17 protein-coding genes are annotated in these 22,111 nt (G+C 68.1%); 7 read left to right on the plus strand and 10 right to left on the minus strand.

Features of this window, described 5'->3' with window-relative positions:
• Positions 1–354 carry a TfoX/Sxy family protein gene (locus HTY51_RS16115; RefSeq protein WP_174253676.1) on the plus strand — a complete coding sequence of 118 codons (354 nt, stop codon included), beginning with the start codon at positions 1–3 and terminating at the stop codon, positions 352–354.
• Here the strand turns inward: HTY51_RS16115 and HTY51_RS16120 are convergent.
• Both HTY51_RS16120 and HTY51_RS16125 read right to left on the minus strand, forming a co-directional pair.
• Entirely contained in the window at positions 351–1,601 is a 1,251-nt protein-coding gene (locus HTY51_RS16120) for a CaiB/BaiF CoA-transferase family protein (RefSeq protein WP_174253677.1), read from the minus strand. The genes HTY51_RS16115 and HTY51_RS16120 overlap by 4 nt on opposite strands.
• A gap of 69 nt (positions 1,602–1,670) precedes the next feature.
• Complete coding sequence (locus tag HTY51_RS16125) at positions 1,671–2,867, minus strand: acyl-CoA dehydrogenase (protein WP_174253678.1); 1,197 nt, start codon at positions 2,865–2,867, stop codon at positions 1,671–1,673.
• A 158-nt stretch (positions 2,868–3,025) separates the two neighbouring features.
• On the opposite strand from HTY51_RS16125, the gene HTY51_RS16130 reads away from it, so the two are divergent.
• Positions 3,026–3,925 (plus strand): LysR substrate-binding domain-containing protein, encoded by a 900-nt coding sequence (locus HTY51_RS16130; RefSeq protein ID WP_174253679.1) that lies wholly within the window; start codon positions 3,026–3,028, stop codon positions 3,923–3,925.
• A 6-nt stretch (positions 3,926–3,931) separates the two neighbouring features.
• On the opposite strand, the gene HTY51_RS16135 is transcribed toward HTY51_RS16130, so the two are convergent.
• Complete coding sequence (locus HTY51_RS16135; protein ID WP_174253680.1) at positions 3,932–5,080, minus strand: diguanylate cyclase; 1,149 nt, start codon at positions 5,078–5,080, stop codon at positions 3,932–3,934.
• A gap of 70 nt (positions 5,081–5,150) precedes the next feature.
• Positions 5,151–7,271, minus strand: a complete 2,121-nt coding sequence (locus tag HTY51_RS16140; protein ID WP_174253681.1) for an acetoacetate--CoA ligase — start codon at positions 7,269–7,271, stop codon at positions 5,151–5,153.
• Positions 7,272–7,412: 141 nt separating this feature from the next.
• Between HTY51_RS16140 and HTY51_RS16145 the strand changes: the two genes are divergently transcribed.
• Both HTY51_RS16145 and HTY51_RS16150 read left to right on the plus strand, forming a co-directional pair.
• Positions 7,413–8,015, plus strand: coding sequence for a TetR/AcrR family transcriptional regulator (locus tag HTY51_RS16145; protein WP_174254317.1), 603 nt, complete (start codon positions 7,413–7,415; stop codon positions 8,013–8,015).
• A 199-nt stretch (positions 8,016–8,214) separates the two neighbouring features.
• Entirely contained in the window at positions 8,215–9,120 is a 906-nt protein-coding gene (locus tag HTY51_RS16150) for an alpha/beta fold hydrolase (RefSeq protein WP_174253682.1), read from the plus strand.
• Here the strand turns inward: HTY51_RS16150 and HTY51_RS16155 are convergent.
• From HTY51_RS16155 to upp, 4 genes are all read right to left on the minus strand, one after another.
• Positions 9,107–11,845 carry a bifunctional diguanylate cyclase/phosphodiesterase gene (locus HTY51_RS16155; RefSeq protein WP_174253683.1) on the minus strand — a complete coding sequence of 913 codons (2,739 nt, stop codon included), beginning with the start codon at positions 11,843–11,845 and terminating at the stop codon, positions 9,107–9,109. The genes HTY51_RS16150 and HTY51_RS16155 overlap by 14 nt on opposite strands.
• Positions 11,846–11,870: 25 nt before the next feature.
• The gene (locus HTY51_RS16160) at positions 11,871–12,917 is read right to left on the minus strand and encodes an ABC transporter substrate-binding protein (protein WP_174253684.1); all 1,047 of its coding nucleotides are present in this window, start codon (positions 12,915–12,917) and stop codon (positions 11,871–11,873) included.
• Positions 12,914–13,939, minus strand: coding sequence for an ABC transporter substrate-binding protein (locus HTY51_RS16165; protein WP_174253685.1), 1,026 nt, complete (start codon positions 13,937–13,939; stop codon positions 12,914–12,916). The genes HTY51_RS16160 and HTY51_RS16165 overlap by 4 nt, the downstream gene beginning before the upstream one ends.
• A 237-nt stretch (positions 13,940–14,176) precedes the next feature.
• Positions 14,177–14,830, minus strand: a complete 654-nt coding sequence (gene upp, locus HTY51_RS16170; protein WP_174253686.1) for a uracil phosphoribosyltransferase — start codon at positions 14,828–14,830, stop codon at positions 14,177–14,179.
• A gap of 133 nt (positions 14,831–14,963) precedes the next feature.
• Between upp and HTY51_RS16175 the strand changes: the two genes are divergently transcribed.
• Positions 14,964–16,250 carry a solute carrier family 23 protein gene (locus HTY51_RS16175; protein WP_174253687.1) on the plus strand — a complete coding sequence of 429 codons (1,287 nt, stop codon included), beginning with the start codon at positions 14,964–14,966 and terminating at the stop codon, positions 16,248–16,250.
• A 42-nt stretch (positions 16,251–16,292) separates the two neighbouring features.
• Here HTY51_RS16175 and HTY51_RS16180 read toward each other — a convergent pair whose 3' ends face one another.
• Together HTY51_RS16180 and HTY51_RS16185 are read right to left on the minus strand one after the other, a co-directional pair.
• Positions 16,293–16,547: a hypothetical protein gene (locus HTY51_RS16180; RefSeq protein WP_174253688.1), complete on the minus strand. Its 255-nt coding sequence runs from the start codon at positions 16,545–16,547 to the stop codon at positions 16,293–16,295.
• Between the two features lie 58 nt (positions 16,548–16,605).
• Entirely contained in the window at positions 16,606–17,172 is a 567-nt protein-coding gene (locus HTY51_RS16185) for a cob(I)yrinic acid a,c-diamide adenosyltransferase (protein ID WP_174253689.1), read from the minus strand.
• A 97-nt stretch (positions 17,173–17,269) separates the two neighbouring features.
• Here HTY51_RS16185 and HTY51_RS16190 point away from each other — a divergent pair, with 97 nt between their 5' ends.
• Both HTY51_RS16190 and HTY51_RS16195 read left to right on the plus strand, forming a co-directional pair.
• The gene (locus HTY51_RS16190) at positions 17,270–18,697 is read left to right on the plus strand and encodes an FAD-binding oxidoreductase (protein ID WP_174253690.1); all 1,428 of its coding nucleotides are present in this window, start codon (positions 17,270–17,272) and stop codon (positions 18,695–18,697) included.
• Between the two features lie 9 nt (positions 18,698–18,706).
• Entirely contained in the window at positions 18,707–22,093 is a 3,387-nt protein-coding gene (locus HTY51_RS16195; RefSeq protein WP_174253691.1) for an EAL domain-containing protein, read from the plus strand.
• The last annotated feature ends 18 nt before the right edge of the window (positions 22,094–22,111 follow it).

Consider the following 22,111-nt stretch of genomic DNA (forward strand, 5'->3'; position numbering starts at 1 on the left):
ATGTCACGCCGCCATGAGTTTCTGGCACTGGTCCTGGACCAGATGGCCGCGCTGGGCGCCATCTCGGCGCGCGCCATGTTCGGCGGTCACGGCCTGTACTGCAACGGCCTGTTCATCGCCATCGTCACCGGCGACAAGCTCTACTTCAAGGCCGACGCCAAAAGCCAGCCCCGCTTCGAGACCCGCGGCCTGCCGCGTTTCCAGTACCAGGCGCGCGGCAAGACCGTGCAGTTGCTCTACTACGAAGCCCCGCCCGAGGTCTACGAGGACACCCAGGCCATGCTCGACTGGGGCCAGCTGGCGCTGGCGGCCGCCGTGCGGGCGCGCCAGCCCGCACGACGCAAACCCCATTAGACGATGCCGGCCTGGCGCAGCGCCGTTATGCGCGCCGCGTCCAGTCCCAGCCCGGCCAGCACCTCGTCGGTGTGTTCACCCAGCGTGGGCGGGGCGCGGTGCAACACCGGCGGCGTGGCACTCAGGCGCAGCGGGCTGGCCACGCTGCGAATCGTCGACACGCCTTCGGCGGCCACGGCCTGCGGCGAGCGGGGCTGCTCGATGGCCAGGCCGCGGGCCTGGACCTGTGCATCCGCAAAGGCCTGGCCGATGTCGTTGATCGGGCCGCAGGGCACGGCCTTGTGCTCCAGCGCGCTGATCCACTCGGCCGTGCTGCGCGTGCGCGTGATGGCCTCCAGCTGCGGCACCAGATCGGCGCGGTGCAACACGCGCTGCGTGTTGCTGGCGTAACGTGCGTCCTGCGCCAGTTCTGGCCGGCCCGCCACCTCGCAGAAGCGCGTGAACTGCCCGTCGTTGCCGATGGCCAGCAGCATGGCGCCGTCTTTCGTCGGCATGTCCTGGTAAGGCACCAGGCTGGGGTGGCTGTTGCCCTGGCGCTGCGGCACCCGTCCGGTGTTGAGAAAACCGCCGGCCTGGTTGGCCAGGATGGCCATGCCCACGTCCAGCAGGGACATGTCGATGTGCTGGCCCTCGCCCGTGCGGTGCCGCACTTCCAGCGCCGCCAGGATGGCGGTCGAGGCGTAGACCCCGGTGAAGATATCGGTCAGCGCCACGCCCACCCGCTGCGGGCCGCCGCCGGGCACCTCGTCGGGCCGGCCGGTGATGCTCATCATGCCGCTCATGGCCTGCACCATCAGGTCGTAGCCTGCGCGCTCGGCGTAGGGCCCGTCCTGGCCGAAGCCGGTGATCGAGCAGTAGATGAGTTTGGGGTTGACCTGCTTGAGGCTTGCGTAGTCCAGGCCATAGTGCGCCAGGCCACCGACCTTGAAGTTCTCCACCAGCACGTCGCTCTGCAGCGCCAGCTGACGGATCAACGCCTGCCCTTCCGGCTTGGCGATGTCCACCGTGATCGAGCGCTTGTTGCGGTTGGCGCAGGTGTAGTAGGCCGCGTGTCCGGTGTCCTTGCCCTGCGCGTCCTTCAGGAAGGGCGGGCCCCAGTGACGCGTGTCGTCACCCGCACCAGGACGCTCGATCTTGACCACGTCGGCGCCGAGATCCGCGAGGATCTGCGTGCACCAGGGCCCCGCGAGCACACGGGACAGGTCGAGCACCTTGAGGTGCGGCAGGGCAGCGGGCTTGTCACTCATGGCGTCGTCTCATCCTCGAAGTCGGGCTCCGCGGCAGCGGTTGCCCCCTATTTTGCGCAGGCAATTGTGTCAGTTCGCAAACGCTGCAATGCCGGTCTGCGCACGACCCAGGATCAGGGCATGGATGTCGTGCGTGCCCTCGTAGGTGTTGACCACCTCCAGGTTCACCAGGTGGCGCGCCACGCCGAACTCGTCGGAGATGCCGTTGCCGCCCATCATGTCGCGCGCCAGGCGGGCGATGTCCAGCGCCTTGCCGCAGGAATTGCGCTTGAGGATGGAGGTGATCTCCACCGCGGCCGTGCCCTCGTCCTTCATGCGGCCCAGTCGCAGGCAGCCCTGCAGGCCCAGCGAGATTTCGGTCTGCATGTCGGCCAGCTTCTTCTGGATCAGCTGGTTGGCCGCCAGCGGGCGACCGAACTGCTTGCGGTCCAGCACGTACTGGCGCGAACGGAACCAGCAGTCCTCGGCCGCGCCCAAAGCGCCCCAGGCGATGCCGTAACGCGCCGAGTTCAGGCAGGTGAAAGGGCCCTTGAGGCCCTGTACGTCGGGGAAGGCGTTCTCTTCGGGCACGAAGACGTTGTCCATCACGATCTCGCCGGTGATGGAGGCGCGCAGGCCCACCTTGCCGTGCACCGCAGGCGCGGAGAGGCCCTTCAGGCCCTTCTCCAGGATGAAACCGCGGATCGGGCCGACGGCGCCGCTCTCGCTCACCTCCTTGGCCCAGACCACGAAGACATCGGCGATGGGGCTGTTGGAGATCCACATCTTGCCGCCGCTGAGCTTGTAGCCGCCGGCCGTCTTCTGCGCGCGCGTGATCATGGAGTTGGGGTCGGAACCATGGTCGGGTTCGGTCAGGCCGAAGCAGCCGATCCACTCACCGCTTGCCAATTTCGGCAGGTACTTCTGTTTCTGGGCTTCACTGCCGAATTCGAAGATCGGCACCATCACCAGCGAAGACTGCACGCTCATCATGGAGCGGTAGCCGGAATCGACGCGCTCGACTTCGCGCGCGATCAGGCCATAGGCCACGTAGTTCAGGCCGGGGCCGCCGTACTGCTCGGGGATGGTGGGGCCCAGCAGGCCCAGCTCGCCCATCTCGCGGAAGATGGTGGGGTCGGTCTTCTCGTGGCGGAAGGCCTCCAGCACGCGGGGCGCCAGCTTGTCCTGGCAATAGGCGGCGGCGGCATCGCGCACCATGCGCTCGTCGTCGCTCAGCTGCTGGTCGAGCAGGAAGGGGTCGTTCCAGTGAAAGGTGGCATTGGCCATGGGTGTGCTCCAGAAATCTGCCTCCATGGTACGACCGTGACCGGCACCCGGGCAAACGAAAATACCGCACGCAGATATGAGCCAAACGCATAGATTAGTCCAAACGACTGAGGTGTTTCTACCCAGACTGGACATCAGTTGTGTATATTGCTCACACCATGCGCCGCAAGATCCCCTCCCTGCAAGCCCTGGCCTGTTTTGACGCCGCGGCCCGCCACGAGAGCTACACACGCGCCGCGCAGGAGCTGGCCCTGACCCAGGGCGCGGTCTCGCGCCAGATCGGCGCGCTGGAGGCTTACCTGGGCATCGCGCTCTTTCGCCGCACCCGCCACGGCGTGGCGCTCACGCCCGGCGGCGCCGACTACGCGCGCCAGATCGCGCCGCGCCTGCAGGCGCTGGAGCGCGACACCCTGGACGCCATGTCGCGCCAGGGCACGGCCGGCAGCATCTCGCTGGCCGCGGTGCCGACCTTCGCCACACGCTGGCTCGTGCCGCGCCTGCCGCAACTGATGGGCTCGCACCCCGAACTGATCGTGCACATCGAGACACGCACCCGCCCCTTCCTCTTCGCCGACACCGGTTTCGATGCCGCGCTTTATTCCGGCACACGCGAGCAGGTGAGCAACTGGGCGGGTACGCAGGCCACGATGCTGATCGAGGAAGAGGTAGTGCCGGTCTGCGCACCATCCCTGCTGGGCGCTCGCAAGCGGCTGCAGCCGGCCGAGCTCGCCAGGCTGCCCCTGCTGCAGCAGAGCACACGACCCGAAGCCTGGCGCCAGTGGTTCGAAGCCATAGGCGTGGAGGCGCCCACCGCGCTGTCTGGCCCGCGTTACGAGCTGTATTCGATGACGGCCGCGGCTGCCGCGCAAGGCCTGGGCCTGGCCCTGGTGCCGCGCCTGCTGATCGAGCCGGAGCTGGCGCGCGGCGAGCTGGTGGTGCCCTGCCCGCGCGCCCTCAAGAGCGGTCGCGCCTACTGGCTGGTGCTGCCGGAGCGCGGCGAGCCACGCCCGGCGCTGGCGGCCTTTGCCGCCTGGCTGCAGCTGGCAGCAAGAAGCTGAAGACCCTCAGAGTTCCTCGACGCGGTTGCGACCGTTCTGCTTGGCCAGGTACAAGGCGCGGTCGGCTGCGCCGATCATGTCGTCGCGCTCATTGCCAGAGGACAGCTCCAGCGCGTGCAGCCCGATGCTGATGGTCATCTTGAGGGACTGCCCGTCGACACCAGAAAAACGCGCCTGCGCCACCGCCGCGCGCAGATCTTCAGCCAGGGCCTGGGCCCCGACCGCATCGGTATCGGGCAGGATGGCAATGAACTCCTCGCCGCCCCAGCGGCCCACGAGGTCCTGCGCACGCAGACGTTCCCGCAGGCACCCGGCCACGTCCCGCAGCGCCTGGTCGCCTGAAAGATGGCCGTGGGTATCGTTGATCTGCTTGAAATAGTCTATGTCGATCAGCAGCAGGGCCAACGGTCGATGGCCGCGCCGCGCCAGCGCGATCTGCTGGGTCAGGACCTGCTGGATGGACCGCCGGTTGCTCAGGCCGGTCAGGTCGTCCTGCATGGCCAGGTTGTGGTTGCGCACATCCGCCTGCTCCTTGGTCATCAGCACCAGGCCCATGGCAATGAGCACGATGATCAGGGTGGACATCAGGACGCTGAAGGCATGGGCCGGATGGGAAGCGGTGACCTGGTTCAGATCCACCTGTCCGGACAGGGCGGCCACGAACCGCAGCAACAAGGCGAGGATGATCATCACCAGGCCGGCCACCACGAAATACTGTCCGCCCCCCGGTGTCGCATGGCGCCGCGCGATGATCAGCTGCAGCAGCACCAGGGACTGGAAACTCAGCAGCAGGGTGGCCAGCTGGGGGCGGGCCTGCGGATGGCTCATCAGCAGCGTCACGAGCAGCGGCATCGCCAGCACCGGGCCCCAGATCAGCCAGCGCCGCGCAGGCCGCTGCTGGAACTCGCACAGACCCTCGGCAAACAGGGCAAAGGTGGCCACCAGCAGGGTGTTGGCCAGTACCACGGAGAGCCAGTCGCTGATCTGGCCGCGCAAGGCGAACAGCAGGTAGGTCAGCGTCTGCGCCCCCATGGCCCAGGCCCACCAGACCATGCCGTCGCGGCGCGAGCGACGCGCCACGATCCCCATGCCTATGCCCAGGACCGCCGTGACGAGGATGTTGACCAGCAGCAAGGTGGGCGTATGCATCTGCATCGCCCCATTATTGCGAAAGTCTCTCCTCGGCGCTATGGCCGGCCTCGCTCGCCCGGCCGAGCGCGACGGATCAGGTGCGCAGATGTTGCCGGGCAAAGTCCACGTACCAGCCCAGGCAGGCCGGGTTGGCCATGGCGTCCCTGTTGACGACCTTCTCCAGCGCCTGCCCCAGCAACAGCTTCTTGATCGGCAGCTCCTGCTTCTTGCCGCTGAGTGTGCGCGGGATCTCGGCCACCTGCAGGATCTCGTTGGGCACGAAGCGTGGCGACAGTGCAATCTTGATGGCCTCGTTGATCCTGGCCTTCATGGCGCCGTCCAGCGCATGCCCCGGCCGCAGCACCACAAACAACGGCATGTAACTCTCACGCCCCAGGTACTCCAGATCCACCACCATGGAATCCAGCACCTCGGACAGTGCTTCCACCGCACTGTAGAGCTCGCTGGTGCCCATGCGCAGGCCGTGGCGGTTGATGGTGGCATCGCTGCGGCCGTAGATGATGCAGCTGCCACGTGTCGTGATCTTCAGCCAGTCGCCGTGGCGCCAGACCGGGCCGGCCGTCGCCGGCGCGTCACCGCCACCGGGACGCCGTCCGTGCCCGGCCGGGTACATGTCGAAGTAACTGGAAAGATAACGCTCATTGCCGTTGTCATTCCAAAAGTACAAGGGCATGCTGGGGATGGGCTGGCTGCAGACCAGTTCACCCACGGCATCCAGCACCGGCTCGCCCTGCTCGTTCCAGGCCTCGACTGCGCAGCCCAGCACGCGGCACTGCATCTCGCCGGGCACCTGGGGCAGTTCTCGGTGGCCGGCGATGAAGGCGCCGGCAAAGTCGGTGCCGCCGGAAATGTTGGACCACCAGATGTCACCGGCCCGTTTCAGCGTGCCACCGGCTTTCGGGTTCACGCGCCGCATCTGCGTGTTGGTCCAGCGCTGCACGTCCTCGGAGAGCGGCGAACCCGTGGAACCCAGTGCGCGCACACGCGTCAAGGGCCCGCAACTGGCAAGGTCGACCCCGGCCTTCATGCCATTGGCAAAGAAGGCGGCACCGGCACCGAAGAAGGTAGCCCCGGTGTTCGCGACGAAACGCCAGAGCGTGGTCCAGTCAGGAGCCTGCTTGTTACCGGCCCCGTCCACCGTGGCGCCACCCGGGCTGCCGTCGAAGATGCAGACCGTGGTGCCGGTCAGCAGGCCGCCCAACTGGCAGTTCCACATGACCCAGCCGGTCGAGCTGTACCAGTGGAAACGTTCGCCCCAGCTGTTTGGCGCATAGCTGCAACCGATGTCGGTGTTCAGCGTGAAGGCCAGGGCCACGATCAGGATGCCGCCATGCCCGTGCACGATGGGTTTGGGCAGGCCGGTGGTGCCGCTGGAATAGACCACCCACAGCGGATGATCGAAGGGCACGCTCAGGGGCTTGAAGGCCGCCGTCTGCGCGTCGTTGCGCGCCACCGTCTGCGCCCAGGCCACCAGGTTCACCCCGGCACGCACTTTGAAGGCGGGCAGAGCCAGCGTGGGCAGGACGATCAGCTGTCGCACCGTGGGCAGCGCGGCGCAAATCCCGGTCACCACCTCACGCCGGTCGGTATCGCGCCCGCCGTAGCGCACGCCGTCGCAGGCGATCAGCACCGTGGGCTCGATCTGCCGGAAACGGTCGAGCACGGCCGCCTCGCCCATGTCGGGCGCGCAGATGCTCCAGACCGCGCCGATGCTGGCGGTGGCCAGGAAAGCCACCATGGCCTCGGGAATGTTGGGCAGGTAGGCCACCACCCGGTCGCCTTTTTTCACCCCCTGGGCCTGCAGGTGCAGGGCCAGCGAGGCCACCTGGCGCTGCAGTTCGGGCCAGCTGATCTCGCGCGCCGGCTCGCCCGCGGCCAGGCTCCGTTCGTCGTGGCTGACGATGGCCGGAAAGCCTGCCGCGTGCGCAGGCTGCACATGGCGCAGCACCTGCTGGGCGTAGTTCACCCGGGCCCCGGGAAACCAGCGCGCGCCGGGCATGCGGTTCTCGGCCAGGGCGGCCGTGTGGGGCGTGGGTGAATGGACGCCGTAGCAATCCCAGATGCTTTGCCAGTACGCGTCCAGCTCCGTGACGGACCAGCGCCAGAGCGCGTCGTAATTTTCGAAGCTCAGGCCGCGCTGCGCACGCAGCCAGTCCTGGTACAGACGGATTTGGGGAATGTAGGGCGCTTGCATGGTCTCCTGCCTTGTTCTTTTCTGCCGACGCACTCTAGCATCGGCCCGAACCGGGCCCTGCCGCCAGGTGCTTGCTCCTGTCCCTGCCCAGCCTGCCGATTTGCAATTTCGCACATTTGTGCTAAATTTACATCCATGAACCTGGACGCCAAAACCGCCAAGAGTGAAGTGACCCGTGCCGCCATCGTCGGCGCCGGCATGGACCTGGCCGCGGCCGAGGGCCTGGAGGCCCTGACCCTGCAGGCCGTGGCCGACCGGGCAGGCCTGTCCAAGAGCGGGGTGTTCTCGCGCATCGGCTCGCGCGAGGCCCTGCAGAAGGCCGTGGTCGAGGAATTCGGCCGGCGCTTCCTGGCCGACGTCTTCGCGCCAGCCATGCAGCAAGCCAAGGGCCTGCCGCGGCTAGACGAGATCGTGCGCCTCTGGCTGGCCCGCATGAGCCGGCCCGGCGCCCACAACAGCTGCATCTACGTGCCCGGCGCCTTCGAGCTCGACGATCGCGATGGCGAACTGCGCGAGCTGCTGCTGCATGAGGTCACCCGCTGGCGCGCCGCCTTGCGCCGCACGGTCCTGCAGGCCGTGGAAGCCGGGCATCTGCAGGCCGACACCGACGCGGAACAGCTGGTCGGCGAGATCTATGCCCTGGCCATCGGCCTGCTGCACGACACGCGTTTCCTGCGGGACCCCGCCGCCCCCGCCCGCGCTGCCGCCAGCTGGGCACGCCTGCGACGCAGCTACCTGGCCTGAAGGGCCGCAAGCGACCCCTTTCATCTTTTTGTCCGCCCCAATTTCGCACGATTGTGCGAAGAAAGGAAATCACCATGTGGATCATCTTCTCCGGCCTGGGCCTGTACCTGCTGCTGCGCGGCACCATCGCCGCCCTGCAGTCGCTGCGCAGCATCCCGCGCAGCAATCGCGACTGGATCTTTTTCTGAGGACCCCCGCCATGTCGACCAGCCCCCAGACCGCCGGCGCCAGCTACTACGGCAACAGCGCCCTCCTCCGCCTGGCCCGCCTGGGCCTGTCTCTCTCGCAGCAGCTCTGGCCCGGCCTGGCGGTGCGCGCCGCCCAGCGCCTGTTCGGCACGCCGCTGCCGCCGCGCTGGCTGCGCCGGTCCCGCGCCTGGCCGGCACACTGGCTGATCGAACGCTGGCCCTTCGAACGTGCCGGCCTCACGCTGTACCGGGACAGCACGGTGGCCGGCGATGCGCCCGCCGTACTGCTGGTGCACGGCTGGGGCGGCCACGCCGGCCAGATGCTGCCGCTGGCGGCGGCCCTGGCCGCGCGGGGCCTGCAGCCCGTCATCCTGGAGATGCCGGCGCACGGGCGCAGCGCCGGCGCCACCAGCAACCTGCCGCAGTTCGCGCGCGCCCTGGAATACGCAGCAGCGCGGCTGCAGGCCAGCGGCCTGGTACTGCACGCGGTGGTGGCGCATTCCCTGGGCGCCAACGCGGCGGCCCACGCCCTCAGCCGCGGCCTGGCCGTGCAGGGCCTGGTGATGCTGGCGCCACCGGCTTCGCCGCACGCCTACACGCAGCTGTTCGCCCGCATGTTCGGGCTCAGCGAGCGCACGCGCGGCGCCATGCAACGGCGCATCGAGGCGCGCGAGGGCATCCTGATGCCGCAGTTCGAACCGGCGGCGGTCGGCCCGCGCATCCGCGTGCCCACCCTGGTGGTGCACGACCGCGGCGACCGCATCAACCGTTTTGCCGACGGGGAGGCCTATGGCCGCGCCATCGGCGGCGCCACCTTGCACGCCACCGAAGGGCTGGGCCACATGAAGATCCTCAAGGACCCGGCGGTGCTCGCCCGTGTCGCCGACTTTGCCGGCACGGGGCTCAGCTTGCGCTGAAGTTGTCGGCCAGGTAGCGCTCGAAGTCCTCGGCGCTCATGGGCTTGCCGAAGTGGTAACCCTGCAGCAGGTTGACGCCCTGCAGGGTCAGCACCCCCGCGATGTCTTCGGTCTCCACGCCCTCGGCCACGGTCTGCAGGCCGAAGGCCGAGGCGATCTTCACCACGGCCTGGATCAGCTGGCTGCCCTGCTCGGTCCTGGCGCGGCGCACGAAGGAGATGTCGATCTTGATCTTCGAGGCCGGCATGTCGTGCAGCTGCGAGAGCGAGGAAAAGCCGGTGCCGAAATCGTCGATGGCGATGCCGAAACCCGCCTCGGTCAGTTCGGCCAGGCGCCGCTCGGTGTGTTCGGCGTCTTCCATGGCCACGCTCTCGGTGATCTCCAGATCCACCACCGAGACGGGAATGGCCAGCCGGTCCAGGTCTTCCAGCAGGTCGGCCGTGAAGGTGGGTGTGAAGAGCTGGCGGCGCGAGACGTTGACCGAGATGCGCATGTCCAGGCCGCGCTGGCGCCAGCGGTGCAGGTCGTCGATGGCCTGCTTCCAGACCTGCTGGCCCATCTCGCGGATCAGGCCCAGGTTCTCGGCCATGGGCACGAAGGTGGCCGGCGAGACCCAGCCGTAGGTTTCGTCCTGCCAGCGCGCCAGCGCCTCGCAACTCACCACACGGCGGGTGCGCGCGTCCACGATGGGCTGGAACCAGGTGCGGATCTTTCCTTCGCGGATCGCCGTGGCCAGCCGGTTCTGGATGTAGAGCGCCTTGCGGTCCTCCTCGCGCTGCGCGATCTCCGAGAAGAAACGCACCGCGTTGCGGCCCTGCTGCTTGGCCGCGAACATGGCCCGGTCGCCCTGCGAGAGCAGGGTCTCGACCGTCTTGGCATCCCCGGGGTAGAGGGCCACGCCCATGCTGAAAGTGGCGTTGAACTCCCCTCCCCCCAGCTGGATCGGCGACTGGCAGACCCCGGCCAGCTTGGCGATGGCCTCCTGCGCATCGAGCTGGCTGCCCAGGTCGGTGAGCAGCACCACGAACTCGTCACCACCCCAGCGCGCCAGCGTGTCGCCGGCGCGCAGGCACTTGCGCATGGCTGTCGACAGGGCCACCAGCAGCTCGTCGCCGGTCTTGTGGCCGAACTGGTCGTTGACGTGCTTGAAATGGTCCAGGTCCAGGAAACCCAGCGCCACCATCAGGCCGTTGCGCTCGGCACTGCGCAGCGCCATCTTGCAGCGGTCCTCCAGCAGCACGCGGTTGGGCAGGCCGGTCAACGCATCATGCAGGGCCATGTGGGTCACATGCTTTTCCAGCTGGTAACTCTGCGTGATGTCACGCAGCACGCCGCGCAGGCTGCCGCCGCGGCGCGTGCCGCTGATGAAGCGGTACTCGATCCACAGTTCCTTGGCGTCGGGGCGGCGCAGGCGCAGGCGCCCGCTCAGGCTGCTCTTCTCGCCCTCGCCCAGCTGCTGGAACTGCAGCTGCAGGTTCTCCACGTCCTCCAGGTGGATGTGGTCGAAGATGCGCGCGCCGGGCTGCATCTCGATGCCGGCCAGGTGCACCCAGCCCGGGCTGGCACGCAGGTAACGGCCATCGGCGGCCAGCTCGACCACCCCCTCCTCCAGCATGTCCAGCGTCTGCAGGTGGGCAAAGTGCTCCTCGTCATGCTGCAACACGCTTTGCATCAGCGTGCGGCTGGCCTCGGCCATCTCGCCGATCTCGTCGGGCTCGGCACGCGCCTGCTCCAGCGCCTGCTCCACGGTCGCGCTCAGCGCATGCTCACGGGCGAACAGGGTGGTGGCGCGCGACAGGCTGGCGATGCGCAGGGCCCCGGCACTGGCCCAGCGGCCCAGCACCAGCCACAGCACCGCCCCCAGCAGGGCCATGAGCACGAAGCTGCCCAGCAGCACCAGCGCCGGCGGCAGCACCTGCTGCACGTCCTGCCGCAGCACCAGGCGCGGCGCCCCCTCGTCATCGGCCAGGATCGGCAGGACACGCTGTTCCTGCTCGCGCGTGCCGTCAGCGATCGGGCCGCTGTAGTCGGCCGGGAGCTGGCGGCCAAAATCCTGCGACCCACCGGAGCTGGCCAGCACCCGGCCCTCGTGCACCAGGTAGAGGCTGATGCCGGCGGCGCTGAGCTGGCGCATCACGCCATGGTCCAGCGGCTGCAGCAGCACCAGCCGCCCGGTGCCCTGCTGGCCCAGCCACAAGGGCACGCTCAGGACCTTGAAGGCGGTGCGGTGCTCCGCGCTGTAGAACCAGCGCGGCTGGAGCTGGCCGATCGAGAAGTGCCGGCCCAGCACCGCGCCCTCGGGGCCGTACTGGAATACGGCGCGCCCCTTGCCGTCCAGCACCACACCCGAAGGAAAGCGGTCGAGCTTGCCTTCCAGCGCAGCGAAATAGGCGCGCAGCCGCAGCCAGCCGCTCGCCGGGTCACCCTGCGCAAACAGGCGCATGAAGTCGATCTGCGACTTCACCTCGTCGGCATTGCGCAGCCAGTTTTCCTGCTGCGTCTCGAAGCTGCGTTCCAGATGCCGCAGTGCCTCGTCGGCGCTGCGGCGCTGGCTCTGCTGGACCAGCATCTGGTAACCCAGCAGGGCCAGCAGGCTGCCGCTGAAGGTCACCAGCAGGAAGACCAGGGCAAAACGCAGGATCAGCTGGCGCCGCAGGCTGTGCCGCGCCGCTTCCTGCCAGGTCGATGGGCTGCTCAGGGTCGACTCGAAAGGGTTGGACCGCATGGTTGCGTGTGGCTTGGTTCGCGGTTCAGGGCATGCGCCCGGCCCAGGTGGTGTTGATCATGTCGCGCACGCGGAAGGCCCGGCCCTGCGGCGTGTCCTCGGTGGCCCGCATGAAACGGTCCACCGCATCGAGCTGCTCGTCCGAAAAACGGCCCTCGCGCGAGTAGATGTTCTTGCGTATCCTGAGCACCTGCAGCAGCGAGGCCCGCTCGATCTCCGAAGCCGGTGCCATCTGCGCCACGATGTCATGTGCCGGGTGCGTGTCGATCCACTGCAGCGTGCGCCGCAGCGATTTCACCAGCTTCTCCACGAGATCCGGACGGCGGGCGATCAGTTCCTCGCTGCAAGCCACCACTCCGTTGAGGAACAGCCCGCCCAGGCGCCGGCGCGTGTCGGCCAGGTCGTGGTAGTCCTCCAGCACGTAGGCCACGCGGGCCTGCACCATGCGGCTGGCAAAGGGCTCGTCGCTCATCAGCGCATCCACGGTGCCGCTGGCCAGCGCCGCACGCTGGTTCTCGTAGGCCAGGTTGACGGCCACGAAGTTCGCGCGCGCCGGATCCACGCCCGCCTGGCGCAGGATGTATTCGGCCATCAGCTGCGAACTGGCCCGCCCCCCCGGTACATAACCCTTGACGCCAATCACCTTGCCCGCCAGATCGGCCACGGTTTTCACCTGGCCGCGCAGCCGGCTGCTCACCACCAGGGTGTAGGCCGGCACGTGGGTGATGGGCATGATCGCCACCACCGGCTTGCCCGCCAGCCGCTGCACGGCCAGCGCCGGCATGCCGGCGGCACCGAAGTCGGCGTTGCCGATCAGCATGTCGCGGTAGGCCATGGGGCCGCCGCCCACATAGTTGATCTGGAGCTTCAGGCCTTCGGCCTGGTCCGCACCTATCTTCACCGCCAGCGTGATGGGCAGCAACAGCAGGTGCCCGGGGCCGACTGCCGACAGCGTGACCGTCTCGAGCCGGGCAGACTGCGCCCGGGCACCCAGGCCATGGAACAGCAGTGGCCAGGCCAGCGCCTGGCGGGCCGCCTGCGCCAGCAGAGCGCGACGGGCCGATGCGCTCAAGGCGCGCTCCCGGCCCAGCGGGCGTCCACCAGGCTGCGCACGCTCAGGCCCTGGGCCGCGATGGCCGGCTCGGTGGCGCGCAGGAAGCGGTCCACCGTGCGCAGTTGCTCGTCGGAGATGCGGCCGTCGGGCGAATAGATGTTCTTGCGCAGGCGCAGCACGTCACGCAGGGCACGGCGTTCCTCGGGCTGGCCCGGGTTCAGCGCCTCCACCATCTCGTCGGCGCTGTGGGTGTCGACCCAGACCAGCGTGCGCTTGATGGTGCGCACCAGTTTCTCCACCAGCGCAGGCTTGCCGGCGACCATGTCCTCGCGCGTGCCGATCATGCCGTTGAGAAAAAGGCCGCCCATCTGCTTGCGGGTGGTTTCCGGATCATGGAAGTCGGCCAGCGCAAAGGCCACCTTCTGGCGCACCAGACGCGTGACGAAGGGCTCGTCACCCACGAGGGCATCCACCGCGCCGGACACCAGGGCCGCATGCTGGCTGTCATAGGACTGACCGGCCGATACGTAGTTGACCTGGTCGGGCCGCAACCCCGCCCGGGCCAGCAGGTACTCGGCGAACAGCTGCGAGGTGGAGCGCCCGCCCGGCACATGGCCCTTCACACCCACCACCAGGCCCTGGAGGTCGGCCATCTGCCGGACCTTGCCGCGCAGGCCAGCACGCACCAGCAGGGTGTAGGCCGGCACCCGCGTCATGGGGGCGATGCAGACCACGGGTTTGCCATTGAGCTTCTGCAGGGCCAGGGCCGACAGGCCGGCTGCCGCAAAATCGCTGTTGCGCTCCAGCATGGCGCGGATGGCCTGCGGGCCGCCGCCGGTGAAACGGATGTCCAGCTCCAGGCCCTCGGCCAGATCGGCGCCTATCCGGCTGGCCAGCGGGAGCGGCAGGTAGAGCAGGTTGCCGGGGCCGGGCACGGAAACGACGGCACGGCTGGGCGTCGCGGCGGCGACCGGTCCGAACAGGCCTCCCGTCACGGCCAGCGAACCGGCAGAGGCCAGAAATCGCCTGCGCTTTTCCATGACTACACCTCGCTAGAGCCTGTTCACACCAATTTCTCAAGTGCGAACGGGGTGAAAACAGCGCCAATCCAGGCGCACGACGATGCCCAGGCTGACCGCCTGGGCGAGGGGTGCAACAACGAGTGGCGCCGTTTTCACCCCGCTCCCTTCGGCTTGTGGCCAGATTACCCGAATTCGGGCCGCCTCGCTGCATGGGCGGGGCAAATGCGGGGGTTCCGTGAAAAAGGCCAGTCGCCCTTACTGCGTGCCGAAGATGCGGTCGCCCGCGTCACCCAGGCCGGGCAGGATGTAGCCGTGGTCGCTGAGCTCGCGGTCGATGGCCGCGGTATAGACCGGCACGTCCGGGTGTTCCTTGTAGAAGGTGTTGATGCCCTCGGGGCAGGTCAGCAGGCACAGGAACTTGATGGACTTCGGCTTGCACTGCTTGAGGCGTGCCACCGCGGCAGCGGCCGAGTTGCCGGTGGCCAGCATGGGGTCGACCACGACCACGTCGCGTTCCTCCATGTGCTTGGGCATCTTGAAGTAGTACTCCACGGCCTGCAGGGTCTTGGGGTCGCGGTACAGACCCACATGGCCCACGCGCGCGCCGGGCACCACCGAGAGCACACCGTCCAGGATGCCGTTGCCCGCGCGCAGGATGCTGGCAAACACCAGCTTCTTGCCATCGATGACCCGGCCCGTCATGGTCTCCAGCGGCGTCTCGATCTGCACGTCCTGCAGCGGCATGTCGCGGCAGACCTCGTAGATCATCAGGCTGGCCAGCTCATTGAGCAGGCGTCGGAAGCTGCTGGTACTGGCCTCCTTCTTGCGCATCAGGGTCAGCTTGTGCTGCACCAGGGGGTGGTCGATGAGGTGGACGTTGGCGCGCGCGGCCGGGTCGATGGCAATCATGGTCCTGTCATTCCTGCAAGAGATTGAAAAACAACGCGGATATTGCCGCATTTTGCGTCGAAGGCGCGGGGCACTGGGCGTTTTTGAGCAAATGGCCTAGCATCGCAGCACCTCAACCCCAGGAGTCACCACGATGAGTCTGTTTCAATGGACCGAGAAAAGCGCCGACGTGCTGCAGCAGGGCGGCGTGATCGCCCCCGATGAACGCCTGCCCTGGCCGCAGACCGCCGTGATGGGTGTGCAGCACGTGATCGCCATGTTCGGCGCCACCGTGCTGGCCCCCATCCTCATGGGCTTCGATCCCAACATCGCCATCCTGATGAGCGGCATCGGCACGCTGATCTTCTTTTTCATCACCGGCGGCAAGGTGCCCAGCTACCTGGGCTCCAGCTTCGCCTTCATCGGCGTGGTGATCGCGGCCACGGCCTACGCCGGCAAGGGGCCGAACGCCAACATCGGCCTGGCCCTGGGCGGCATCATCGCCTGCGGCGCGCTCTACACCCTCATCGGTGTCATCGTGCAGGCTGTCGGCACCGGCTGGATCGAACGCTTCATGCCGCCGGTGGTCACCGGCGCGGTGGTCGCGGTGATCGGCCTGAACCTGGCCGGCATCCCGGTCAAGAACATGGCCGCCGGCAACTTCGACGCCTGGATGCAGCTGGTCACCTTCGTTTGCGTGGGTCTGGTGGCCGTGCTGACCCGGGGCATGGTGCAGCGCCTGCTGATCCTGGTCGGCCTGATCGTGGCCAGCATCATCTACGCGGTGCTCACCAATGGCCTCGGCATGGGCAAGCCCATGGACCTGTCGGGGGTGCTGAACGCCAACTGGTTCGGCCTGCCCAACTTCGCCGCTCCGGTGTTCGAAGCCAATGCCATGCTGCTGATCGCCCCGGTGGCCATCATCCTGGTGGCCGAGAACCTGGGCCACATCAAGGCCGTCACCGCCATGACCGGCCGCAACCTGGACCAATATATGGGCCGGGCCTTCATCGGCGACGGCGTGGCCACCATGGTCAGCGGCGGTGCCGGCGGCACCGGTGTCACCACCTACGCCGAGAACATCGGCGTCATGGCCGCCACCAAGATCTACTCCACCGCCATCTTCTTCGTGGCCGCGCTGATCGCCGTGCTGCTGGGTTTCTCGCCGAAGTTCGGCGCGGTGATCCAGGCCATCCCGCTGCCGGTCATGGGCGGCGTCTCCATCGTGGTCTTCGGCCTGATCGCCGTGGCCGGCGCCAAGATCTGGGTCGACAACAAGGTGGACTTCAGCGACAACAAGAACCTCATCGTCGCCGCCGTCACCCTGGTGCTGGGCACGGGCGACTTCACGCTCAAGTTCGGCCAGTTCGCGCTGGGCGGCATCGGCACCGCCACCTTCGGCGCCATCCTGCTGTACGCGCTGCTGAATCGCAAGCGCTGAGCGCCCGCACCCTCGACAAGCCCGCCGCCCGGCGGGCTTTTTCTATTCCTGCTCGCAACGGCCTCGTCCCTGGGCCAGTCCGCGGAAATCGCTGTTCCAGGACATGCTCGCGGTGTCCAGGGTGATGCGTTCGTTGTCCAGCGCAGTGCGGATCACGGTGCCGTCGACGGCAAAGCTGTAGACCGCCACCCCATCGATGCGCAAGCCACGGACCCGGCGATCGTCATGCTCGATCTCCACACTGCGCACCCAGGTGCTGCGCGCCGGCAGGTAAACCGCCTCGCAACGGTATTGCACGCTGGCAGCCGGCAACGGGCCCGCCCCCAGCAGCAGGCAGGCCAGCAGGACGAGCCGCTCAATCCGCGGCCGCGTCCTTGAGCCGCTCGCTCTTCCAGTAGACATCGTCACCACCGTTCATGCGGTTGAGCACACGGGCCAGCACAAACATCAGGTCGCTCAGGCGGTTGAGGTACTGGCGCGGCGCCTCCTTGATGGCTTCCTCGTTGCCCAGCGCCACCACGGCGCGCTCGGCACGCCGGGCCACCGTGCGGCAGACGTGCGCCAGCGCGGCGGCACGCGAGCCGGCCGGCAGGATGAACTCCTGCAGGCGCGGCAGCTGTTCGTTGTGCTTCGCCAGGGCCTCGTCCAACGCCAGCACGGCCTCGCCCTTGAGCAGTTCGAAGCCGGGGATGGACAGCTCGCCGCCCAGGTTGAAGAGCTGGTGCTGGATCTCCACCAGCAGCGCACGCACCTCGGCGGGCAGTTCCTCGCACAGCAGCACGCCGATGTGGGAATTGAGCTCGTCCACCTCGCCCATGGCGTGCACACGCAGGCTGTTCTTGGAGACGCGCTGGTTGTCCCCCAGGCCGGTCGTACCGTTGTCGCCGGTGCGGGTGGCGATTTGTGTCAGGCGATTTCCCATGGCAGCAACCTTGCATCAGAATGTCAGGGTAAGGCCGGGCTTGCCCCGGCATCACAATCGTCACATTATTCCCCAGCCCCGCCGCGCGGAGACCCTCATGAACGCACCCGCCCACGCCCAGCAGTTCCAGCCCGACATCCACCTGCGCGCCGTCCCGCCCGCCCTGATCGACGCCCTCAAGGCCCGCTTCGGTGAGTCCTGCTCCACCGCCCTGGTGGTACGCGAGCAGCACGGCCGCGACGAATCGGCCTACACCAGCGTTCCCCCTCCCTCGGCCGTGGTCTTTGCCGACAACACGGCCGATGTGGCCGCCGCCGTGCAGCTGGCCAGCCAGTACGAGGTGCCCGTCATCCCCTTTGGCGTGGGCTCCTCGCTCGAAGGCCACCTGCTGGCCATCCAGGGCGGCATCAGCATCGACCTCGGCCGCATGAACAGGATCCTGGCCGTCAATGCCGAGGACCTGACCGTCACCGTGCAGCCCGGCGTGACACGCAAGCAGCTCAATGACGAGATCAAGAGCACCGGCCTGTTTTTCCCCATCGACCCGGGTGCCGACGCCACCATCGGCGGCATGTCGGCCACCCGCGCCTCCGGCACCAATGCCGTGCGCTACGGCACCATGCGCGAGAACGTGCTGGCGCTGGAGGTGGTCACCGCCAGCGGCGACGTGATCCGCACCGGCACCCGCGCCAAAAAAAGCAGCGCCGGTTACGACCTCACCCGCCTGATGGTGGGCAGCGAAGGCACGCTGGGTGTGATCACCGAAATCACGCTCAAGCTCTACCCCCTGCCCGAGGCCATCTCGGCCGCCGTCTGCTCCTTCCCCAGCATCGAGGCCGCGGTGCGCTGCACCATCCAGATCATCCAGATGGGCATCCCGATCGCGCGTGTGGAGCTGATCGACGCCAACACCGTGCGCGCCGTCAACGCCCATTCCAAGCTGAGCCTGCGCGAGGAAGCCATGCTGCTCATGGAGTTCCACGGCTCACCCGCCGGCGTCAAGGAGCAGGCCGAGACCGTGCAGGAGATCGCCGGGGAATTCGGCGGCAATGCCTTCGAGTGGGCCAGCACACCCGAGGAGCGCACCCGGCTGTGGAGCGCACGCCACATGGCCTATTTCGCGGGCCTGCAGTCGCGTCCGGGCTGCCGCGCCATCACCACCGACGCCTGCGTGCCGATCTCGCAACTGGCCACGGCCGTGCTCGAGAGCGTGGCCGAGGTCGAGGCCAGTGGCATCCCCTACTTCATGGTCGGCCACGTGGGCGACGGCAACTTCCACATGGGCTACCTGATCGACCCCGACAGCGCCAGCGAACGGGCCACGGCCGAACAGCTCAACCACCAGCTGGTGCAGCGCGCCCTGCGCCTGGGCGGCACCTGCACCGGCGAGCACGGCGTGGGCCTGCACAAGATGGGCTTCCTGGTCGACGAGACCGGCGCCGGCGCGGTGGACATGATGCGCACCATCAAGCGCGCGCTGGACCCCAAGAACATCATGAACCCGGGCAAGATCTTCGCGCTCTGACATGCCCGCATGAGCCCCCCCGAAGCCCCCGCACCCCGTCCGCTGCCCGCCTCCTCGCGCCGGGCGGTCACCGTGGTGCTGGTCTACGCCTGCTTCGCGGCGCTGTGGATCCTGCTGTCGGACCAGGCGGTAGACTGGCTGTTCAGGGATCCCCGCCTGATCCTGCTGGCCAGCACCTTCAAAGGCTGGTTCTTCGTGGCGGTGACCTCGGCCCTGCTCTATCTCATGCTGCGCCGTCATCAGCCCGACACGACGGCCCTGCCGCAAAACCCGCCGGAACGCCGCCGCCTGCCTTATGCCGTCTTCGCCCTGCTGGCCGCGGCCGTGACGGCGCTGGTAGTACTGGCCGCATGGAACAGCCTGCGCGAGGAAAAGGAGCGGGCCTATGCCCAGCTGCTGGCCATCTCGGAATCCAAGGCGCGCGAAATCTCCACCTGGCACACGGAGCGCCTCAGCGACGCGGCCTGGGCCCACAAGTCCATCTTCTTGCGACAGCAATGGCTGGCCTGGCGCGGAGAGGGTGATTCGGCCGCCGGCCAACGGCTGTTCAACTTCCTGAACAACTTCGTTTCCGACTCGGTGTTCCCCCGCATGGAAATCGTCGACGCCCAGGGCCACCGGGTCTTCGACAGCCAGCGCATGGACCGCACCCCCGACCGGGTCGAAAACACGCCCTTCGCCGATCCGACCCTGCACCTGGAGATCCTGCGCGCACTCACCGTGGGCGAACAGCGCCGCGCCGGGCCCTGGCGCGACACCCAGGGCCGTCTGCGGCTGGCCTTCGTCGGACCCCTCGCCGGCGACAGCCCGTATCCAGCCGCGCTGGTGCTGCACATCGACCCGCCGGACTACCTGCACCCGGCGCTGACCGACTGGCCGCTGCCGCAGAAAAGCGCCGAGACCTTCCTGTTCCGCCAGGACAACGACCAGGTGCTGTTCCTGAGCGACCTGCGCCACGAACGCGACGCCGCGCTGCGCAAGACCCTGCCCATGGACGCGCCGCAACTGGTCGCGCGCGTGCTGCGCGGCGAGGTGCCCCCGGGCGAGCTGATCGAAGGCGTGGATTACCGCAACGTCCACGCCTATGCCGTGACGCAGCGCATCGGCGACACCGGCTGGTGGCTCATGGCCAAGCAGGACCGCGCCGAACTGCTGCAAAACGCCCTGGTGCGCAGCGCCTGGATGATGCTGGCCGGTGCCCTGGCCCTGCTGGCCCTGGGCGGTGCGCTGTACCTGCACAACGAACGCCAGCGCCGCCTGCGCTCCCAGCACGACCTGGAGGAGCTGCGGCGCATCGAGCAGACCCTGAGCGAGAGCGAGGCCCAGTACCGCCTGCTGGCAGAGAACAGCAGCGACGTGGTCTGGCTCTACGACATGGACGAGGACCGCTTCCTCTACGCCAGCCCCTCGGTCGAACGACTCTTCGGCTACACCCCGGCCGAAGTCATCGGGCTCGGCTTCAACGACCTGATCCCGCCCGAGGCGCACGAGGCGGCCCGCGAGCGCCTGCGCCTGCGGCGCCTGGCCGTCGAGGGCGGCGACGAAAGCCAGCGCACCGTGACCCGCGAGAACATCAACGTGCACAAGGACGGCCGCCACGTGCAGGTGGAGGCCGTCAGCACCCTGCTGTCGGACGAACACGGCCAGGCCACGCGCATGCTGGGTGTCACGCGCGACATCACGCAGCGCAAGAAAGACCAGGCCCAGCTGCTGCAGCTCTCGCAGGCCATCGAGCAGAGCCCGGCCAGCGTCATCATCACCGGGCTGGACGGCAACATCGAATACGTCAACCAGGCCTTCGTGGCAACCAGCGGCTACCAGCGCCACGAGGTGATGGGCCACAGCCCGCGCCTGCTGCGTTCCGGGCACACGCCACCCGAGGTCTATGCCTCCATGTGGTTCACGCTCAATGCCGGCCAGACCTGGCACGGCGAGATGATCAACCGCCACAAGAGCGGGCGCGACTACGTGCAGAGCATGAACGTGGCGCCGGTGCGCGACGCACAGGGCCAGGTCAGCCACTACCTGGCCGTGCAGCTGGACGTGACGGCACAGAAGGACGCCGAGAACAAGGCGCACCAGCTGGCCTGGTTCAACCCCCTCACCGGCCTGCCCAACCGCCACCGCCTGCTGCTGGACATCCAGGACGTGCTGCAGGCCCACGTGCGCACCGGCGAGCACTGCGCCCTGCTGCTGCTCAACCTGGACCGCTTCCAGACCGTGAACGACGCACTGGGCCATGCCGCCGGCGACCAGCTGCTGAAAAAAGTGGGCGAGCGCCTGGCCAGCCTGCTGCATGCCGACGACCGGCTGGCCCACCTGAGCGCCGACGAGTTCGCCATCCTGCTGCACGCCGGCGATGCCGACAACGAAGGCGCCAGCGCCCTGGCCCTGCGCCTGGCCCAGGCCCTGCAGGAGCGGCTGGACGCGCCCTTCGAGCTGGAGCAGGGCGAAGCCCTCAACATCAGCTGCTGCGTGGGCATCACCCTGCTGCCCCAGGGCGAGGGCGACAGCCCGGGCGACGCGCTGCGCCGCGCCGACACCGCCCTGCACCGCGCCAAGGACGGCGGCACCGGCCAGACCGCCTTCTTCGACGTGTCCATGGAGCAGCTCATCAGCCGCCGTTTCCTGATCGAGCGCGACCTGCGCCGCGGACTGGCGGCCAACGAACTGCGCCTGTACCTGCAGCCCCAGGTCGACGCCCAGGGCCGCGTGATCGGGGCCGAGGCGCTGGTGCGCTGGCTGCACCCCGAGCAGGGCCTGATGGCGCCGGGCAACTTCATCCCCATCGCCGAGGAAAGCGAACTCATCACCGAGCTGGGCCGCTGGGTGCTGCAGACCGTCTGCGCCCACCTGGGCGCACTGCGCCGCGATGGCCTGCGCCTGCCCATCGCCGTCAACATCAGCCCGCGCCAGTTCCACCAGCCCGGTTTCGTGCAGGTGGTGCAGGACATCCTGCAGGCCAGCGGCGCCTCCCCCGACGACCTGGTGATCGAGATCACCGAGAACATCGTGATGGACCAGATGGAAGTCGTGGTGCAGAAGATGTCGCACCTGACCAGCCTGGGCGTGAAGTTCTCGCTGGATGATTTCGGCACCGGCTACTCGTCGCTGGCCTACCTCAAGCGCCTGCCCATCCACGAACTCAAGATCGACCGCAGCTTCGTGCAGGACGCCCCCACCGACCCCAGCGACGCCGCCCTGGTGGAAGCCATCCTCTCGGTGGCACGCCACATGCGCCTGAAGGTGGTGGCCGAAGGGGTGGAAACCGTCGAGCAGTCCGACTTCCTCAATGCGCGCGGCCAGGTCATCCAGCAGGGTTATCTGCACGGCCGCCCGGCACCTGCCGACGAGGTGCTGGCGCGCTGGCGCCAGAGCCAGCAGGGCAAGGCCTGAAGCGGACAAAAAAAGGCG

The sequence above is a fragment of the Rhodoferax sp. BAB1 genome (genome assembly GCF_013334205.1).
Classification (GTDB): Bacteria; Pseudomonadota; Gammaproteobacteria; order Burkholderiales; family Burkholderiaceae_C; genus Hylemonella.

Bases quoted from the DNA above. Each gene is read 5' to 3' on its own strand.
- HTY51_RS16155 (WP_174253683.1), bottom strand. From the start codon at position 11,845: ATGCGGTCCAACCCTTTCGAGTCGACCCTGAGCAGCCCATCGACCTGG.
- HTY51_RS16140 (WP_174253681.1), bottom strand. From the start codon at position 7,271: ATGCAAGCGCCCTACATTCCCCAAATCCGTCTGTACCAGGACTGGCTG.
- HTY51_RS16115 (WP_174253676.1), top strand. From the start codon at position 1: ATGTCACGCCGCCATGAGTTTCTGGCACTGGTCCTGGACCAGATGGCC.
- HTY51_RS16185 (WP_174253689.1), bottom strand. From the start codon at position 17,172: ATGGGAAATCGCCTGACACAAATCGCCACCCGCACCGGCGACAACGGT.
- upp (WP_174253686.1), bottom strand. From the start codon at position 14,830: ATGATTGCCATCGACCCGGCCGCGCGCGCCAACGTCCACCTCATCGAC.
- HTY51_RS16190 (WP_174253690.1), top strand. From the start codon at position 17,270: ATGAACGCACCCGCCCACGCCCAGCAGTTCCAGCCCGACATCCACCTG.
- HTY51_RS16175 (WP_174253687.1), top strand. From the start codon at position 14,964: ATGAGTCTGTTTCAATGGACCGAGAAAAGCGCCGACGTGCTGCAGCAG.
- HTY51_RS16125 (WP_174253678.1), bottom strand. From the start codon at position 2,867: ATGGCCAATGCCACCTTTCACTGGAACGACCCCTTCCTGCTCGACCAG.
- HTY51_RS16165 (WP_174253685.1), bottom strand. From the start codon at position 13,939: ATGGAAAAGCGCAGGCGATTTCTGGCCTCTGCCGGTTCGCTGGCCGTG.
- HTY51_RS16130 (WP_174253679.1), top strand. From the start codon at position 3,026: ATGCGCCGCAAGATCCCCTCCCTGCAAGCCCTGGCCTGTTTTGACGCC.
- HTY51_RS16150 (WP_174253682.1), top strand. From the start codon at position 8,215: ATGTCGACCAGCCCCCAGACCGCCGGCGCCAGCTACTACGGCAACAGC.
- HTY51_RS16135 (WP_174253680.1), bottom strand. From the start codon at position 5,080: ATGCAGATGCATACGCCCACCTTGCTGCTGGTCAACATCCTCGTCACG.
- HTY51_RS16120 (WP_174253677.1), bottom strand. From the start codon at position 1,601: ATGAGTGACAAGCCCGCTGCCCTGCCGCACCTCAAGGTGCTCGACCTG.
- HTY51_RS16195 (WP_174253691.1), top strand. From the start codon at position 18,707: ATGAGCCCCCCCGAAGCCCCCGCACCCCGTCCGCTGCCCGCCTCCTCG.